Here is a 16906-nt window from a genome sequence, read left to right as displayed (position 1 = left end):
GAGCTTGAAGTAATGGATATTAAACAGGTTACTGAAACAATCGCTATGATTGAGGAGCAGAATTTTGACGTCCGTACTATTACGATGGGAATTTCGCTGCTCGACTGTATTGATTCGGATATCAACAAGGCGGCTGAAAAGATTTATCATAAAATTGTAGCTAAAGCCGGCAAACTGGTCGAAGTTGGCGATGACATCTCGGCAGAACTGGGGATTCCCATCGTTAATAAACGTATTTCTGTGACACCGATTTCCATCATCGGGGCAGCGACAGATGCTGATGATTATGTTCCTTTGGCAAAGGCGCTTGACCGTGCAGCTAAAGATATTGGCGTGAACTTTATCGGCGGCTTTTCAGCCTTGGTCCAAAAGGGGTATCAAAAAGGCGATGAAATTCTCATCAACTCCATCCCGCGGGCCTTGGCGGAAACTGATTTTGTCTGCTCTTCTGTCAATATCGGCTCAACCAAATCCGGAATCAATATGACTGCGGTTGGTGATATGGGGCGGATTATCAAAGAAACGTCTGCAGCTTCTGAAATGGGGCCGGCTAAGTTAGTTGTCTTTGCTAATGCTGTTGAAGACAATCCTTTTATGGCAGGTGCCTTTCACGGTGTGGGTGAAGCTGATGTTGTCATTAATGTCGGGGTGTCGGGTCCCGGAGTTGTTAAGCGTGCTCTGGAGAAAGTCCGCGGTCAAAGTTTTGACGTTGTCGCTGAAACGGTTAAAAAGACTGCCTTTAAAATTACCCGTATCGGACAGTTAGTGGGAACATTGGCCAGTGAGCGCCTCGGTGTCAAATTTGGCATTGTTGATCTGTCGCTGGCTCCGACTCCGGCGGTCGGTGATTCGGTTGCCCGTGTTCTGGAAGAAATGGGACTGGAGACGGTCGGAACTCACGGAACAACGGCAGCGCTGGCTCTTCTCAATGACCAAGTTAAAAAGGGCGGTGTCATGGCCTGTAATCAAGTTGGCGGTCTGTCGGGAGCTTTTATTCCGGTTTCGGAAGACGAAGGCATGATTGCCGCAGTGCAAAACGGTTCGCTCAATCTTGAAAAATTAGAAGCGATGACAGCGATTTGTTCGGTCGGCCTGGATATGATTGCCATTCCAGCCGATACTCCGGATACAACGATTGCCGCTATGATTGCCGACGAAGCAGCGATTGGTGTTATCAATCAAAAAACAACAGCCGTCCGCATTATCCCTAAAGGCAAAGAGGGGGACATGATTGAATTCGGCGGCCTGCTGGGTGCTGCTCCGGTCATGTCAGTTAATAAAAATTCATCAGCCGATTTTATTGCTAGAGGCGGGCAGATTCCTGCGCCGATACACAGTTTTAAAAATTAAGAGAGCACTTGCAAGTTTTTTGCAAGTGTTTTCATTTAATGATATAATATAGGCTAGATTAGGAGGGTAAAAATGGCAAAGACAAAACTCTATATAGCTAGACATGGGAAAACAATGTTTAATACAATTGGACGTGCCCAAGGTTGGAGTGACACCCCTCTGACAACATTTGGTGAAGAAGGCATACGAGAACTGGGCATCGGTCTGAGAGAAGCTAAGATCCCTTTTAAGGCTGCTTTCTCCAGTGACAGCGGCAGAACCATGCAGACTATGGAAATTATTCTTCGCGAGATGGGCAATGAAAATCTGCCTTATACACGTGATAAACGCATCCGGGAGTGGTGCTTCGGCAGTCTTGACGGCGGCTATGACGGGGATTTGTTTCAGGGAGTCCTGCCGCGGACAGCTGCTTTTAATACGGGAAAGACTTTTGCAGAGGTCACTTATCCTGAGCTGGCAGCCAGTCTTGTCGAAGTAGATACAGCCAACTGGGCCGAACCTTGGGATGTTATTGAAAATCGTATTTACGGCGGTTTTGAAGCCATTGCTCAGTCTATTGAAAAATCAGGCGGCGGCAATGCTATTGTTGTCAGCCACGGTTTGACTATCGGAACTTTCGTGTGGCTGGTTGATCATGAGCAAGAAAAAACGGCTATTGATAATGGCAGTGTGACAGTTGTTTCTTATGAGAATCAAAAATTTTCAATTGAAACCATTGCAGACATGGCTTATCGTCACCAAGGAAGAGAAATTTTAAAAAAAGCTAATGAGAAAGAAATTTAATTTACTGACTGTTTTATTGCAAATCGGAATTATTGTGCTTTTTGTTTTCGGGATTTATCTTTTCTTGCATAAAGACCAGCAAAAGCCTCACCAAGAGGCAGCAAAGCATAAAACAGAGCAGACTGCTCAAAAAAGCCCCTCGAGCCGTCAAGCAGCAGATTTGCCAGATGTTTCGCCGGATGACTGGGAGCTGGTTTTGGTTAACCGAGACCATATAACAGCTGAAATGAATCCGGATTTAGCAGATATTAACGGTGTTTCAGTGGATTCTCGTATTGCAGAAAAAACCCGCGGCTTTCTGGCAGCTGCTCAAAAAGTTGACGCCGGGGAACACCTGATATCAGGCTACCGCAGTGTTGCCTATCAAGAAGAGCTTTATAACAATTATGTGGCTCAGGAACAAGCAAATAATTCTGCTCTGAGTCAGGAAGAGGCCGAAAAAGAGGTTCAGACCTATTCGCAGCCGCCGGGAGCCAGTGAGCATCAAACAGGCTTGGCAGTTGATATGAGTACCGTTGACAGCCTGAATGAAAGTGACCCAGATGTTGTTGCCAAGGTTGCCCAACTTGCGCCTGAATATGGGTTTGTCCTGCGCTTTCCTAAGGACAAAAAGAGTGCGACAGGCATTGGCTATGAAGACTGGCATTATCGCTATGTCGGTGTGAAGTCTGCTAAATACATGGCCAAGCATAAGCTGACCTTAGAAGAATATTTAGAAAAGTTAAAGGAGAAATAGGCGGTGAGAGCAAGACTCAAATTTAAGTTTTTTGTGGCAGTGATGTCGTTTCTTTTTCTGGCTGTTTTCCTGCCGATTTTAGGCAGCGGAGGATTGGCGAGTGCTCAAAAGGAGACTGCCAGTGCTTATAGCCATAGAGAATTTATCAGAGAAATTGCTCCGACAGCTCAGAAATTGTCTAAAACCTATGGAGTGAGAAGCTCGGTCATTATCGGTCAGGCAGCTTTGGACAGCAATTTCGGCCGGACTTTGCTGGCCAGTAAGTATCACAACCTTTTCAGCATTAAAGCCGGAGCCGGTCAAAGAGGTGTCCGCCTGAAAAGCCGTGAGTACAAAAACGGCCGTTGGCATCAGGTGACCAACCGCTATCTGGTTTATAAGTCTTGGGAAGATTCTTTGTATGATTATCTGGCACTCCTGCGTCAGGACAAGATATGGGATAAGGCCCTCTATACAACAATGACGACTTCCAGCGGTTACAAAACGGTTGCCAGAGCTCTGCAGGCTGCAGGGTTCAACAGCGATCCCAACTATGCTGATGAATTGATTACTATAATAGAAGAAAACAACCTAACAGATTACGACCGATAAAACCGGGAGTCGTCCGAATGTGTGGGCAGCACGTATACGGACAGCCCGGTTTTTTACTGCGCTCATCGCTAATAAATACTTAAGTTCAATCCCTAGGGAAAGACTCCTTAAAGGACGGCGGCTGCTGATCAAGAATAAAAGGGAGGCGCTTGGGCAATAAGATGCGGGGTCTTTGCTTGATTTTTGGCCTGCCCCAAAAACAAATCAGCTCCTGGGCAGTGTTTTAGCACTCGTAGAAAAAGAGTGCTAAAAAATGATGTTTTTTCCTTGACAGAAATTGTGAATGGAGTATAATGGAATCATGAAGTTAGCAGTCGGTTGCTTAGAGTGCTAATTTTATTGAGCAGAGATTGGAGGTCAGCTTAGATGATTACCCAACGTCAAAAAGATATTCTCAATTTGATTGTTGAGATTTTTACTAAGACGCATGAGCCCATTGGTTCTAAAACGCTCCAAGATTCAATTGCTTCAAGCAGTGCAACGATCAGAAATGATATGGCCGCTTTGGAAAAACTGGGGCTCTTGGAAAAAGCACATACCTCCAGCGGGCGTCTGCCCAGCCAAGAAGGTTTTCGCTACTTTGTAGAACATTCTTTAAATCCGGATAATCTGGATGAACAGGATGCCTACCAAGTTATCAAGGCTTTTGACTTTGAGGTCTTTCGCTTAGATGACCTTTTGCAAAAAGCCAGCGATGTTTTGGCGGAGCTGACAGGCTATACATCATTGATTATGGATGTGGAGCCAAAGAGGCAGTGTTTGACTGCCTTTGATATTGTTAAGCTTAGCAGTCACGACGCTTTGGCGGTGTTAACGTTAGATGAGGCCAGCCCCATAACCGTTCAGTTTGCCATTCCCAAAAACTTTTTGGACAGTGACTTGCTCACTGTTGTGAGAATTGTTCGGGAACGTCTCTTGAATCAAACGGTGCTGGATATTCATTACCGTTTGCGAACAGAACTGCCGCAGATTATTCAAAAGTATTTTCCGCGGACAGATAATGTTTTGGATTTATTTGATCATATTTTCAAGCAAATCTTTCAAGAGAAGGTTTTCATTGCCGGCAAGATTAAAACACTGGAATTTGCAGGGCTTGATACCTACCAATTTTTGGATAATCCGCAGTCTGCTGCTATGGCGATTCGCGAGAGTATCCCAGAAGATGAAGCCTATCGTGTTCAGATTGCTGAAAGCCGTGAAAAGAGTTTATCAGAGCTTACGGTCATCAGTCAGAAATTTCTTATCCCTTACAGAGGATTTGGCATTTTGACGGTGATTGGTCCGGTAGACTTGGATTATCGGCGAACGGTTAGTCTGCTTACGATTATCAGCCGCATCTTGGCGATTAAGCTTGGTGATTTTTACCGCTATCTCAACAGCAATCACTATGAAGTTCACTGAGCTGATAAGATTTTCAGACCCTTACCGGTTTAAGAAGAAATTTGTTTCATAAAAACACAAAGAAAAGAGGTGCTACCTTGTCGGAAAAAGAGACTAAAGAAGAAATCAAGGAAGAAGCGCAGGCTGCCAAAGAGCAGGAAGAAACGGAAACTGTAGAGGAAGCAGCTGAAGAAACTCCTGAAAACAAAGAACTGCAGGAAGCTCTTGAGCGAGCAGAAGATTTTGAAAATAAATACCTGCGTGCTCATGCTGAAATGCAAAATGTTCAGCGCCGTGCCAATGAAGAGCGCCAAAGCTTACAGAAGTACCGCTCGCAGGATTTAGCGAAGAAAATCTTGCCGAGTCTGGATAATCTGGAGAGAGCCTTGGCTGTAGAAGGCCTGACAGATGATGTCAAAAAAGGACTCGAAATGGTTCAGGAAAGTCTTGTTCAAGCGCTTAAAGAAGAGGGTGTTGAAGAAGTTGAACTGGAAAACTTTGACCCTAATCTTCATATGGCAGTGCAGACGCTTGATGCAGATGAAGATCATCCGGCAGACAGCATTGCACAAGTTCTTCAAAAAGGCTACAAATTGCACGAGCGCCTGCTCCGCCCAGCAATGGTGGTGGTATATAACTAGTCAATAATGATGGGCATTAAAATGCCTCATCATTATACGGCAACCGCTATGGCGGATTGCCTAGACTACTTACTAGCTCGTTAGCAAAATAATATCGATTTTGCTATCTCGCGTCGTAACTAGCCAATGATGTCGGCTGTTAAAGCAGTTCATCATCAAATGGCAGCCGCTATGGCGGATTGCCTAGACTACTTACTAGTTCGTTAGCAAAATAACATCGATTTTGCTAACTCACGTCGTAACGGTTTAATAGCAACAGCGAATTAATAAATAAAAAAATAACCTTGTCCGAAATGACGGTAAACTATGAATAATATATAAAGAAGCAAGCCATAGGCTTGCTCAAAAACGATATTTTTTGCCGTGGCGAAAGTCAGATAACAATACTTGTTATCTGACAGGGAAATTTTGAGACTTCTGGCTCAAAATTTAGCCATGAAACCAAAGGTTTGCTGGCGTCCCCGCCACCTAAGAAAAATATCAAAACGAAAAAAATATTAAGAGGAAAAAAGAAAGGAATTGAACGTTATTATCAGTCACTAGAAGAAGAAAGCACTGTTTTCTCCATCTCCTGATTGAAACAGTCCGCCGGACTATTTCAACGTTCTTGGTATCTTAACTATGTCTAAAATTATTGGTATTGACTTAGGTACAACTAACTCAGCTGTCGCAGTTCTTGAAGGAACTGAAAGTAAAATTATTGCAAACCCGGAAGGCAACCGTACAACACCTTCTGTTGTTTCATTCAAAAATGGTGAAATCGTTGTCGGTGACGCTGCCAAACGTCAGGCGGTAACCAATCCGGAAACCATTCTTTCCATCAAATCTAAAATGGGAACGTCTGAAAAAGTTTCAGCCAACGGCAAAGAATACACTCCGCAAGAAATTTCAGCGATGATTCTGCAATATTTGAAAGGCTATGCTGAAGATTATCTTGGTGAAAAAGTAGAAAAAGCTGTTATCACAGTTCCTGCCTACTTCAACGATGCACAGCGTCAGGCTACAAAAGATGCTGGTAAAATTGCCGGTCTTGAAGTAGAACGTATTGTCAACGAACCAACTGCAGCTGCGCTTGCTTACGGTCTTGACAAACAAGATAAGGATGAAAAAATCTTAGTCTTTGACCTTGGCGGCGGTACCTTCGATGTTTCCATCCTTGAATTGGGTGACGGTGTCTTCGATGTGCTGGCAACTGCGGGTGACAACAAACTCGGCGGTGATAACTTTGACCAAAAAGTTATTGACTGGCTGGTAGAAGAATTCAAGAAAGAAAACGGTATTGACTTATCAACAGATAAAATGGCTCTGCAGCGTTTGAAAGATGCGGCTGAAAAAGCTAAGAAAGACCTTTCAGGTGTCACATCAACTCAAATCAGCCTGCCTTTCATTACTGCCGGAGAAGCCGGACCGCTTCACTTGGAAACAAGTCTTTCCCGTGCGAAATTTGATGATTTGACTCGCGATCTTGTAGAACGTACAAAAACACCAGTTCGCCAAGCGCTTTCTGATGCTGGTCTGTCATTGTCAGAAATTGATGAAGTTATCTTAGTCGGTGGTTCAACGCGTATTCCTGCTGTTGTTGAAGCGGTTAAAGCTGAAACCGGCAAAGAACCAAATAAATCAGTAAACCCTGATGAAGTCGTTGCTATGGGTGCTGCTATCCAAGGCGGTGTTATCACCGGTGATGTCAAAGACGTTGTCCTTCTTGATGTTACCCCATTGTCACTGGGTATTGAAACCATGGGCGGTGTCTTCACTAAACTGATTGACCGCAACACAACTATCCCAACTTCTAAATCACAAGTCTTCTCAACCGCTGCTGACAACCAGCCTGCTGTTGATATCCATGTTCTTCAAGGTGAACGTCCGATGGCTGCAGACAACAAGACACTGGGCCGTTTCCAATTGACAGATATTCCTGCAGCTCCTCGCGGTATCCCACAAATTGAAGTAACATTTGATATTGATAAAAACGGTATTGTTTCAGTTAAGGCTAAAGACCTTGGTACGCAAAAAGAACAAACAATCGTTATCAAGTCTAATGACGGACTCAGCGAAGAAGAAATTGACCGCATGATGAAAGATGCAGAAGCAAATGCGGAAGCAGATGCAAAACGTAAGGAAGAAGTTGACCTTAAGAACGAAGTTGACCAAGCAATCTTTACAACTGAAAAAACCATCAAAGAAACCGAGGGCAAAGGTTTTGACAGCGAACGCGATGCTGCTCAGGCTGCTCTTGATGACTTGAAGAAGGCTCAAGAATCAGATAACACGGAAGATATGAAAGCTAAACTTGAAGCCCTCAATGAAAAAGCACAAGCTTTAGCCATGAAACTTTACGAACAAGCGGCTGCAGCACAGCAAGCACAGGCAGGTCAAGAAGGTGCAGCTGATGCTGGATCATCAGATAAAGGCGATGATGATGTCGTAGATGGTGAGTTTACGGAAAAATAAAAATCATGAGTTCACAAATTAATCTTTTTTATACCAATGATTCAAAAGAACAATACGATAAATTTGTTGCTCTTGCGGTTGAGGACTATGAGGAATTGCAAAATCAACTGAAAAATCAATTTAAGTCAGAAAATGATGAAGAAAAATTACTTGCCTATAAAATAAATATTTTTGCAGAGAGGCAATATTCGGAAAATAATAATAATATTGCTGTTAATCTTGTTCTAGGTATACTATTACCAGCAGTAATTACTTATATTACTACGGCGATGACCTCTAATTTAAAAATAAATGAGGTGGGAATAGCAGTGATACAATTTGTAATTGCGTCAGTAATTGTATTGGCTTCGTTGTTACTTTTAATTCAATATAAGAAAAAAAGAAAAAATCTTGATAATATTAATATAAAAAAAGCTTTCTTGTTTCTTGAGTATTTTGAGATTAAATAAAAAAACTAAACTCAGAGATTGGACCCCAGTCAGTCTCTGTTTTTAGATAAAAGTGACAGCAAAATAACCTTCTAAAATTACAGAAAGGAAGAAGTGTTCGCAACTGAACACGGGCTAGGGACTGTGCCAAAAAGATAATTTTTTCTAGGACGTAAGACGTCCGTCGTCAAAATTCCTATTTTGGCGGTGTCCCTTTAACGCCCTTTGTATCTTATATGAATAATACAGAATATTATGATCGTCTGGGGGTGTCAAAGAACGCCTCTCAGGACGAAATTAAAAAAGCCTATCGCAAGATGTCCAAAAAATACCATCCCGACATCAATAAGGATCCTGGGGCTGAGGAAAAGTATAAAGAGATTCAAGAAGCCTATGAAACCTTAGGCGATGAGCAAAAGCGTGCTGCCTACGACCAATACGGTCCGGCGGGAGCTGGCGGAGGCTTCGGCGGCAATGGTGGTTTTGGCGGTTTTGACAGCTCAGGATTTGGCGGTTTCGAGGATATTTTTTCAAGTTTCTTCGGCGGCGGAGCGTCCAGAAATCCTAATGCCCCCCGTCAGGGTGATGATCTCCAGTATCGTGTTAATCTTCAGTTTGAAGACGCTGTTTTTGGAACGGAAAAAGAAGTTCATTATAACCGCGAAGCGACTTGCGGAACATGTAACGGATCAGGAGCTAAACCGGGCACCAGTCCTGTTACCTGTTCTAAGTGTCATGGCTCAGGCGTTATCAATATGGATACTCAGACGCCGCTTGGCATGATGCGCCGCCAAGTGACTTGTGATGTCTGTCACGGGACTGGTAAGGAAATCAAGGAACCTTGTCAGACTTGTCATGGAACGGGTCATGAAAAACAAAGCCATAAGGTTTCTGTCAAAATCCCTGCCGGTGTAGAAACCGGTCAGCAAATCCGTCTGGCAGGCCAAGGCGAAGCCGGTTTTAACGGCGGTCCTTACGGAGACCTCTTTGTCATTATCAATGTGATGAAGAGCGATAAATTTGAGCGTGACGGCTCAACCATTTACTACAGTCTGAACATTAACTTTGTTCAGGCAGCTCTCGGAGATACCATTGAGGTACCGACTGTTCACGGGGATGTTGAGCTGAGTATTCCTGCCGGAACACAGACAGGCAAGACCTTCCGCCTCAAAGGCAAAGGAGCACCGCGCTTGCGCGGCAATGGACAGGGCGACCAGCACGTGACCGTTAATGTCGTTACTCCGACAAAATTAAACGATGCTCAAAAAGAAGCCCTGCAGGCTTTTGCCAAGGCCAGCGGAATTGATCCGGTTCACCCTAAGAAAAAAGGCTTTTTTAACAAGGTAAAAGATGCTTTTGATGATATGTAAGAAATAAAAGACCAAGGGAATTCAAAACTGCCCAAAAGTTGGACAAAAATCTAACGGTTAGGACAGTTCAGGAAATCCTTTGGTCTTTTTCAATTTTAATCGTTTTAAGACAGCAGCCCAGATCAGTTTTTTTCTATATGGCTGGCGCAGCTGGCTGCGACTTGTCCCGATTTCCATGAGCTTTAAACTGTCCCCATACAGATAATAGCTCTTTATCTTGTCTCTCAGCTTTCAGCATGCTATAATGCAGCTATGGTACGTTATAAAGCGATTATTTCTTATGATGGAACAGCTTTTTCCGGCTTTCAGAGGCAGAAAAATGCCAGAACTGTTCAGGAAGAAATTGAGAAAACTCTTTGTCGATTAAATTCCGGTAAGGCTGTTAAAATTCACGGCGCAGGCCGGACAGATGCCGGCGTTCATGCTTACGGTCAGGTGATTCACTTTGATTTGGATGAAAAACGTGATTTAGAAAGACTGCGGTTTGGTTTGGATACGCAGACACCGGATGATGTTGATGTCATCAAGGTTGATAGTGTTTCTGAAAATTTTCATGCAAGATATTGCAAACACAGTAAAACCTACGAGTTTCTGGTTGACCTGGGACGTCCTAAAAATCCCCTCATGCGCCATTATGCAACGCATTTTCCCTATGCTGTTGAAGTTGCTGCTATTGAGCGAGCGATAAAAAAATTGCGTGGAACGCATGATTTTACAGGATTTACGGCTTCCGGAACGAGTGTTGACAACAAAGTAAGAACCATCAGCCGTGCAGATGTTGTTTTTGATGAGCAGAAACAATTTTTGATTTTCACTTTTACGGGAAATGGGTTTTTGTATAAGCAGGTTCGCAATATGGTCGGAACCTTATTAAAAATTGGCAATGGCCGTATGCCCATTGACCAGATTGACCGTATTTTAGAATCCGGAGACCGGCATCTGGCGGGTCCTACAGCCGGCCCAAACGGACTGTATTTAAAGGATATTAGTTATGAGGAATAAGTTTGTTTTAGCCATTTCAGGCAATGATATTTTCAGCGGCGGCGGTTTGTATGCTGATCTGGCAACCTATACCGTTAATGGTCTGCAGGGCTTTGTAGCAGTGACCTGTCTTACTGCTGTGACAGAGAAAGGCTTTGAAGTGTTTCCTGTAGACAGCGGCGTTTTTGCCAAGCAGTTAGACAGTTTGGCAGATGCTCGTTTTTCGGCAATCAAACTGGGTCTTCTTCCCAATGTGGCAATAGCTGAAAAAGCGCTGGATTTCATTAAAAAACAAACAAATGTTCCTGTGGTTTTAGATCCGGTTCTTGTCTGCAAGGAAAATCATGATCTGGAAGTCAGTGCCCTGCGAGATGAACTGATTCAGTTTTTCCCCTATGCCACTGTTGTGACGCCCAATCTGGCAGAAGCACAGCTCCTGACCCAAACAACCATCAAAAGTTTAGAGGACATGAAAGAAGCAGCTGGGATACTGCACAGTCTGGGGGCTCAAAATGTGGTTGTGAAGGGCGGCAACCGTCTCAGTAAAGATCGGGCTTTTGATGTCTTTTATGACGGGCAAAACTTTCAAGTCTTAGATTATCCTGTCTTAGAAACTAATAATACAGGAGCAGGCTGCACCTTTGCATCAAGCATTGCCAGCCATTTGGTGCTTGGAAAGACTGTTCAAGATGCGGTCAGAGAAGCTAAAGAGTTTGTCTATCATGCGATTGAGCACTCAAATGATTTCGGAGTAAAGCAGAATTATGAAAGATAACAAGGTACGACATTTAAGTCTGATTGCAGTCCTGACCGCTCTGAGCCTTGTTTTGGGGCTGTTTTTAAAGATTCCGACACCGACAGGCTTCTTAACTTTTCTGGATGTCGGTATTTATTTTACGGCCTTTTACTTTGGCAGTAAGACAGCAGCGGCTGTTGGGGGGATGTCCGGCTTTTTGCTCGATTTGACTGCCGGCTATCCCAATTGGATGGTGTTTAGTCTTTTGGCACACGGGCTTGAGGGGTATTTTGCCGGATGGAAGGGTAAAAAACGCAGTTTAGGTCTTGCTTTAGCTTCTTTGGCCATGGTTGGACTCTACTTTTTGTTTTCTATTCCTTTTTATGGTCTGGGAGCGTCACTTGCAGGTATCTGGAGCAATGTGCTGCAAAACTTTTTTGGCATGCTGATCGGTTACCTTATCTATTTAGCTTTTAAAGGTTTAGAAAGGAGATAAGATGGATTTACAAGAGTTGGAAACAAAGACGCAGGCGATTATTGCTGATTTGGCTGAACGCAGCGGAATTAAAAAAGGTCAGATTTTTGTGCTGGGCCTATCCAGCAGTGAGGTTTCTGGCGGTGTGATTGGGCAGAATTCCAGTCTTGAGATTGGCGAGGCTGTGGTTAAAACGATTTTATCTTATCTTGATGACAGAGGGATTTACTTGGCGGTTCAGGGATGTGAGCATTTGAATCGTGCTTTGGTGGTTGAGCGTGAACTGGCTGAGAAAAAAGATTTGGAAATTGTCAATGTTCTGCCGACACTCCATGCCGGCGGGAGCGCTCAGCTGGCAGCTTTTAAATACATGAACGACCCTGTTGAAGTTGAAGAAATTACTGCCTATGCGGGTCTTGATATCGGCGACACAGCTATCGGTATGCATGTTAAGCGTGTGCAGGTTCCTTTGAGACCTGTCCTGCGTGAATTGGGCGGAGCTCATGTCACTGCCCTGGCCAGCCGTCCTAAGCTGATTGGCGGGGCGCGTGCTAACTATCAGAGCGATCCTATTCGTAAATTTTAAAAAACATCCCCTTAGCAGATTGGCTCTGACAAAGGGGCTGTTTTGTTTTATTTTTGCGCTTGAGTCTGAGGCATAATATTAGCTGTAGGCAGAGCAATACCGGCAGCGGTAAGCGCTTCTTGATAAAGGCGGTAAAAAATGTAGTAAATCTGGATTTGTTTGCCGTTTTGCACAAAGATATCCACCCGAAAGACCATCTGTCCTGTAGTTGCAGAAGCTGTCGCACCCAAGATATTGGGAACGCCGACAATTTCAGGATAATTGGGAACATTTTCCTCGCTGACTTTTTTGATAATGGAAGTTACTGTTTCAAGATTGGTATTAGCATAGATAGGAATATCGATCTGCGCACGCATATCGCCGCGTGACAGATTGCTGACAATGGAAATATTGCGGTTGGGAATGAAATGCAGGGTTCCGTCAAAGTCGCGAATTTGTGTAGTTCGGATACCAACATTGGACACTGTTCCGGCAATGTTTCCGGTTACTGCATTCAGTCTGACAGAATCGCCGACATCAAACTGACGCTCAAGCAAAATGAAAAAACCATTGACCAAATCAGAAAGAAAGCCTTGGGCTCCGAGCCCGATAGCAACACCTGCAATTCCTGCACCGGCCAATAAACTGGAAACTGGCAGCCCGATAATCGCTAACATCCAGTAAATCAGCAGAAAATACAAGCTGTAATCCATCAGGTTATGAAAGAGTTTCGCCAAAGTTTTTTGCCGCGCCTGACTGTATTTAGCCAGAGAGATGGATTTTGCAATAGCTTTTTTAAAAAGATAATTGATGAGCTTTTTGGCAATTGCAAAAACTAAGAGTAAGAGGATGATGGACAAAAGTTTAGAAGAAAAAGCAAATATGATCTTCTCAAAATCAAAATTATCCAGATAAGAAGTTATAAATTTCATGGTCTTAGTGTATCAAAAAAATAGAAAATTAAAAAGAGCATGAGAAAAAAGTCTTAGCTAATTACAATGCCCAAATCAGCGGTCTTTTCCGGTTTTCATTCCTTTACGAAAACAAGATAAAAATAAAAAGCGAAGCAAAATCAGCAGCTGAAAGAAAATGATTTTGTTTCGCTTTCGTATTTTGGTTTACTGTTCCTTGTGCGGGGTTTTTGTTTGATTGAGCCAAGCGTAGGCTAAACCGATGAAAACACCGCCGCCGATCCAGTTGCCAAAGAACACGACAATCCACTGGCGCAGGACATTGATCAGTTCGAGCCCTTTAATATGTTCAACAGAGCTGAAAGCTGCCAGCATGAAAGAAGCAAAGTTGGCGATCAAATGCTCATTGACTAAGAAGACAAACATGAAAATGGCAGAAAGGGCGATTGTGATTTTGGCGCTTTCTTCTTTGAGGAGCATGTAGCCCAGAATAGCAATATTAACGAACATGTTGGCTGTAATACCTTCGAAAAAGTTTTGCCAATCCGATTTAGCTAGCTTAGTTTGAACGGCATTGACTAAAAAACTCTTGTTTGTCAGCTGATCAAAGGAGAACGACTGATTGAAAAGCCAGGCCAAAATAATGGCACCGATCAGATTGAAAAAAGTACAGGTTAGCAAAATGACTGCAGCCTTTTTGAAGGAAATCTGCTTGTAGTAAGCTCCCGAAGACAGATACATCATATTTGATGTTGCCAGCTCACCGTTAAAGAGCAGGACATAAACCAAGCCAAAACTAAAAATAAAAGCAAAAGCAAAGCGTCCAAAGGCAGGAGAAAACTGGGAAATGACGTCGGCAGCGATGGCACCGACAGCAGTACTCATTGTTAAATAGGCTCCTGCAAACATGGAACGTAAGGCATAGCGTCCGAGGCTTTCATCAAAAAGAGCTTCTTTTTTGCGGCAGGCGGCAGCTATTTTTTCCTGAAAAGGACTGGCTGCAGCAGTTGTGGTATGGACCATAAGGAAACCTTTCTAAAAACTATTTTGAAAACTTCTATTGTTTTTCTTTACAATTATACCTTTTTTCCAGGGAAATGAAAAGGGTTTCAGAAAAATCAGCGGGCTTTCTCAGTTTAAAACAGACCCTGTTGCTTTTTCCAAAATTTAGCCGCTTTTGAATGGAAGAAAAAACTTCCAAATTGACAATAAATGTGATAAACTGGAAAGTGCAAATAAATTTTAAGGAGAAATGACTTCATGTCTACATCATTTGAAAACAAAGAGACAAATCGTGGGGTTGTTACATTCACGATTGGCCAAGATAAGATTCAGCCGGCTCTTGACCAAGCCTTCAATAAAGTGAAGAAAGATATTTCAGTTCCAGGATTCCGCAAAGGACATCTGCCGCGTGCCGTTTTTAATCAAAAGTTCGGTGAAGAAGCTCTTTATGAAGAAGCTTTGAACAGTATCCTGCCATCAGCATACGAAGGAGCTGTTGCAGAGTTGGAACTTGACGTTGTGGCTCAGCCAAAAATTGATGTTAAATCAATGGAAAAAGGCCAAGACTGGGAAATCACAGCAGAAGTTGTTACTAAACCAGAAGTAAAACTCGGTGATTACAAAAATCTTGAAGTATCAGTTGAAGAATCTAAAGAAGTTACTGATGCAGAAGTGGACGAAAAAATCGAACGCGAACGCAGCAATCTGGCTGAACTCGTTCTTAAAGAAGACGCAGCCGCTGAAGGCGATACTGTCGTTATCGACTTTGTCGGTTCGGTTGACGGCGTTGAATTTGACGGCGGCAAGGGGGATAACTTCTCACTTGAACTCGGGAGCGGTCAGTTTATCCCAGGTTTTGAAGACCAATTAGTAGGCAAAAAAGCCGGAGAAACAGTTGATGTAAACGTTACTTTCCCAGAAGATTATCAAGCAGCCGACCTTGCCGGCAAGGATGCTAAATTCGTCACAACTATCCATGAAGTCAAGGCTAAGGAAATTCCTGAATTGGATGATGAATTGGCTAAAGACATTGACGAAGAAGTGGAAACTTTAGATGAATTGAAGGCTAAATACCGCAAGGAACTTGAAGCGGCTAAGGAAACTGCTTATGATGATGCAGTTGAAAGTGCAGCTATTGATTTGGCTGTTGCCAATGCTGAAATTGTTGAACTGCCGGAAGAAATGGTTCACGATGAAGTTCACCGTGCTATGCAGGAATTCATGGGCAATATGCAGCGCCAAGGAATCTCATCAGAAATGTATTTCCAATTGACGGGTACAACTGAAGAAGACCTTCACAAACAATACGAAGCAGACGCTGACAAACGTGTGAAAACTAACCTGGTTATCGAAGCCATTGCTAAGGCAGAGGGCTTTGAAGCTTCAGATGAAGAAATCGAAAAAGAAATTGCTGATCTTGCAGCTGAATACAGTATGGATGCTGAACAAGTGCGTTCACTCCTTTCACCGGATATGCTCAAGCATGATATTGCAATGAAAAAAGCTGTTGATACAATTACAGAAACAGCAACTGTTAAATAAGACTCAGCAAGAGCTGCTTTGGTTTTTTAAAATAGGACTTGGGGATTTTGCCTCAAGTCTTTCATTTTTTACGGGTTTTATAGGACAAGCAGAAGCTCCGCCGGCCCGTTCTTGCGTAAAACCGGAAAAGCGAATCTAGACACAGATTTTTTCGTGTTTTTCTAGTAAGGCGTTTAACAAGTTGTTATAATAAGGTTGAAGAAAGCACTCAATCACATTCGGTCTTATATGGAGGAGCTGCCTATGATAAAGCTAATTGTTTTTGATATGGATGGTGTCATTGTTGATACGGAATATCTGGATTTTCAATTACAGCAGGCCTATATAAAGGAAATCGCCAAAGAACCGTCTAAACTGACGCACGAAGATTTTTCGCAGCTTGTCGGACGATCCGGAAAAGATTTGGTCACGCGAATTAAAAAACTTATTCAGCTGGATCTTGCTGATGAAGAAATTGAGCAGGGCCTGCAAAAGGTTGAATTGCAAAAATACCGCAAGGAAAGCTATCTGCCGCTGTTTCGAAAAGACATTCTTGCTGTTTTAGACTATGCTAAGGCTCATGATATAGCCTTAGGAGTTGCTTCATCAACACAAAAAAAGTACATTATCGAAATTCTTGATAATTGCGGCATCAAAGACTGCTTTGATGTTATCGTCAGCGGTGAGGATTTTGAAGCAAGCAAGCCCGATCCGGCTATTTATCTGTCGATTCTTAAGCGTCTGGGGATTCCGGGAGAACAGGCACTCGCTGTTGAAGACTCTCCTTCAGGGATTGCGGCGGCTAAGAAAGCAGGCATGAAGACAGTTGCCTACGAAGAGAAACGCATGTCTGTTGATCAGTCGCAGGCTGATTATATGGCTAAGGATATGCTGGCTATTCTAGAGTATGTCAAGTCTTTCAGCTAAAAGCGGTGCTGTAAGTAAAGCGTTGGCAGGAGCGGCTCTTGCATAAATCTCTTTT

At 43.2% G+C, this 16906-nt stretch carries 17 protein-coding genes; 15 read left to right on the top strand and 2 right to left on the bottom strand.

The annotated features are described in order from the left end of the window. Positions 1–12 precede the first annotated feature (12 nt). From AC4HAF_RS07375 to AC4HAF_RS07315, 13 genes are all read left to right on the top strand, one after another. Positions 13–1350, top strand: a complete 1338-nt coding sequence (locus AC4HAF_RS07375) for a PFL family protein (RefSeq protein ID WP_491097250.1) — start codon at positions 13–15, stop codon at positions 1348–1350. A gap of 72 nt (positions 1351–1422) precedes the next feature. Continuing rightward, complete coding sequence (locus tag AC4HAF_RS07370) at positions 1423–2133, top strand: histidine phosphatase family protein (protein WP_491097249.1); 711 nt, start codon at positions 1423–1425, stop codon at positions 2131–2133. After that, entirely contained in the window at positions 2117–2869 is a 753-nt protein-coding gene (locus tag AC4HAF_RS07365; RefSeq protein ID WP_491092128.1) for a M15 family metallopeptidase, read from the top strand. Before AC4HAF_RS07370 ends, AC4HAF_RS07365 begins: the two co-directional genes overlap by 17 nt. Before the next feature lie 3 nt (positions 2870–2872). Then, on the top strand, positions 2873–3460 hold the full coding sequence (locus AC4HAF_RS07360) for a glycoside hydrolase family 73 protein (protein WP_491092127.1): 588 nt from the start codon (positions 2873–2875) through the stop codon (positions 3458–3460). 366 nt (positions 3461–3826) lie between these two features. Beyond that, complete coding sequence (gene hrcA, locus AC4HAF_RS07355) at positions 3827–4861, top strand: heat-inducible transcriptional repressor HrcA (RefSeq protein WP_491097248.1); 1035 nt, start codon at positions 3827–3829, stop codon at positions 4859–4861. A gap of 77 nt (positions 4862–4938) precedes the next feature. Further along, on the top strand, positions 4939–5481 hold the full coding sequence (gene grpE / locus AC4HAF_RS07350; RefSeq protein ID WP_491092125.1) for a nucleotide exchange factor GrpE: 543 nt from the start codon (positions 4939–4941) through the stop codon (positions 5479–5481). 621 nt (positions 5482–6102) lie between these two features. Then, complete coding sequence (gene dnaK, locus AC4HAF_RS07345) at positions 6103–7935, top strand: molecular chaperone DnaK (protein ID WP_491097247.1); 1833 nt, start codon at positions 6103–6105, stop codon at positions 7933–7935. A gap of 5 nt (positions 7936–7940) precedes the next feature. Next, on the top strand, positions 7941–8384 hold the full coding sequence (locus AC4HAF_RS07340; RefSeq protein ID WP_491092123.1) for a hypothetical protein: 444 nt from the start codon (positions 7941–7943) through the stop codon (positions 8382–8384). A gap of 215 nt (positions 8385–8599) precedes the next feature. Continuing rightward, the gene (gene dnaJ, locus AC4HAF_RS07335; RefSeq protein ID WP_491097246.1) at positions 8600–9733 is read left to right on the top strand and encodes a molecular chaperone DnaJ; all 1134 of its coding nucleotides are present in this window, start codon (positions 8600–8602) and stop codon (positions 9731–9733) included. 252 nt (positions 9734–9985) lie between these two features. Beyond that, positions 9986–10735, top strand: coding sequence for a tRNA pseudouridine(38-40) synthase TruA (gene truA, locus AC4HAF_RS07330; protein ID WP_491097245.1), 750 nt, complete (start codon positions 9986–9988; stop codon positions 10733–10735). After that, complete coding sequence (locus AC4HAF_RS07325; RefSeq protein ID WP_491097244.1) at positions 10725–11489, top strand: bifunctional hydroxymethylpyrimidine kinase/phosphomethylpyrimidine kinase; 765 nt, start codon at positions 10725–10727, stop codon at positions 11487–11489. Before truA ends, AC4HAF_RS07325 begins: the two co-directional genes overlap by 11 nt. Continuing rightward, on the top strand, positions 11479–11946 hold the full coding sequence (locus AC4HAF_RS07320) for an ECF transporter S component (RefSeq protein ID WP_491097243.1): 468 nt from the start codon (positions 11479–11481) through the stop codon (positions 11944–11946). Before AC4HAF_RS07325 ends, AC4HAF_RS07320 begins: the two co-directional genes overlap by 11 nt. A 1-nt stretch (position 11947) precedes the next feature. Further along, entirely contained in the window at positions 11948–12511 is a 564-nt protein-coding gene (locus tag AC4HAF_RS07315) for a TIGR01440 family protein (protein WP_491097242.1), read from the top strand. Positions 12512–12558: 47 nt separating this feature from the next. Here AC4HAF_RS07315 and AC4HAF_RS07310 read toward each other — a convergent pair whose 3' ends face one another. Together AC4HAF_RS07310 and AC4HAF_RS07305 are read right to left on the bottom strand one after the other, a co-directional pair. Beyond that, a complete protein-coding gene (locus tag AC4HAF_RS07310) occupies positions 12559–13422 on the bottom strand; it encodes a mechanosensitive ion channel family protein (RefSeq protein ID WP_491097241.1) in 864 nt (287 codons plus the stop codon). Positions 13423–13608: 186 nt separating this feature from the next. Further along, positions 13609–14424, bottom strand: coding sequence for a formate/nitrite transporter family protein (locus AC4HAF_RS07305; RefSeq protein ID WP_491097240.1), 816 nt, complete (start codon positions 14422–14424; stop codon positions 13609–13611). 237 nt (positions 14425–14661) lie between these two features. Between AC4HAF_RS07305 and tig the strand changes: the two genes are divergently transcribed. Together tig and AC4HAF_RS07295 are read left to right on the top strand one after the other, a co-directional pair. Next, on the top strand, positions 14662–15945 hold the full coding sequence (gene tig / locus AC4HAF_RS07300; RefSeq protein ID WP_491097239.1) for a trigger factor: 1284 nt from the start codon (positions 14662–14664) through the stop codon (positions 15943–15945). A gap of 243 nt (positions 15946–16188) precedes the next feature. Continuing rightward, the gene (locus tag AC4HAF_RS07295) at positions 16189–16851 is read left to right on the top strand and encodes an HAD family hydrolase (RefSeq protein WP_491097238.1); all 663 of its coding nucleotides are present in this window, start codon (positions 16189–16191) and stop codon (positions 16849–16851) included. The last annotated feature ends 55 nt before the right edge of the window (positions 16852–16906 follow it).

Source organism: Streptococcus sp. ELY_90 (assembly GCF_058314475.1).
This window is presented reverse-complemented; position numbering and strand designations above follow the sequence as displayed.

What these genes read in the sequence shown, in the direction of transcription:
- AC4HAF_RS07310 (WP_491097241.1), bottom strand. Translation starts at nt 13,422, where the DNA reads ATGAAATTTATAACTTCTTATCTGGATAATTTTGATTTTGAGAAGATC.
- AC4HAF_RS07370 (WP_491097249.1), top strand. Translation starts at nt 1,423, where the DNA reads ATGGCAAAGACAAAACTCTATATAGCTAGACATGGGAAAACAATGTTT.
- AC4HAF_RS07340 (WP_491092123.1), top strand. Translation starts at nt 7,941, where the DNA reads ATGAGTTCACAAATTAATCTTTTTTATACCAATGATTCAAAAGAACAA.
- AC4HAF_RS07375 (WP_491097250.1), top strand. Translation starts at nt 13, where the DNA reads ATGGATATTAAACAGGTTACTGAAACAATCGCTATGATTGAGGAGCAG.
- AC4HAF_RS07315 (WP_491097242.1), top strand. Translation starts at nt 11,948, where the DNA reads ATGGATTTACAAGAGTTGGAAACAAAGACGCAGGCGATTATTGCTGAT.
- dnaK (WP_491097247.1), top strand. Translation starts at nt 6,103, where the DNA reads ATGTCTAAAATTATTGGTATTGACTTAGGTACAACTAACTCAGCTGTC.
- AC4HAF_RS07365 (WP_491092128.1), top strand. Translation starts at nt 2,117, where the DNA reads ATGAGAAAGAAATTTAATTTACTGACTGTTTTATTGCAAATCGGAATT.
- dnaJ (WP_491097246.1), top strand. Translation starts at nt 8,600, where the DNA reads ATGAATAATACAGAATATTATGATCGTCTGGGGGTGTCAAAGAACGCC.
- tig (WP_491097239.1), top strand. Translation starts at nt 14,662, where the DNA reads ATGTCTACATCATTTGAAAACAAAGAGACAAATCGTGGGGTTGTTACA.
- AC4HAF_RS07325 (WP_491097244.1), top strand. Translation starts at nt 10,725, where the DNA reads ATGAGGAATAAGTTTGTTTTAGCCATTTCAGGCAATGATATTTTCAGC.
- AC4HAF_RS07295 (WP_491097238.1), top strand. Translation starts at nt 16,189, where the DNA reads ATGATAAAGCTAATTGTTTTTGATATGGATGGTGTCATTGTTGATACG.
- truA (WP_491097245.1), top strand. Translation starts at nt 9,986, where the DNA reads ATGGTACGTTATAAAGCGATTATTTCTTATGATGGAACAGCTTTTTCC.
- hrcA (WP_491097248.1), top strand. Translation starts at nt 3,827, where the DNA reads ATGATTACCCAACGTCAAAAAGATATTCTCAATTTGATTGTTGAGATT.
- AC4HAF_RS07305 (WP_491097240.1), bottom strand. Translation starts at nt 14,424, where the DNA reads ATGGTCCATACCACAACTGCTGCAGCCAGTCCTTTTCAGGAAAAAATA.
- AC4HAF_RS07320 (WP_491097243.1), top strand. Translation starts at nt 11,479, where the DNA reads ATGAAAGATAACAAGGTACGACATTTAAGTCTGATTGCAGTCCTGACC.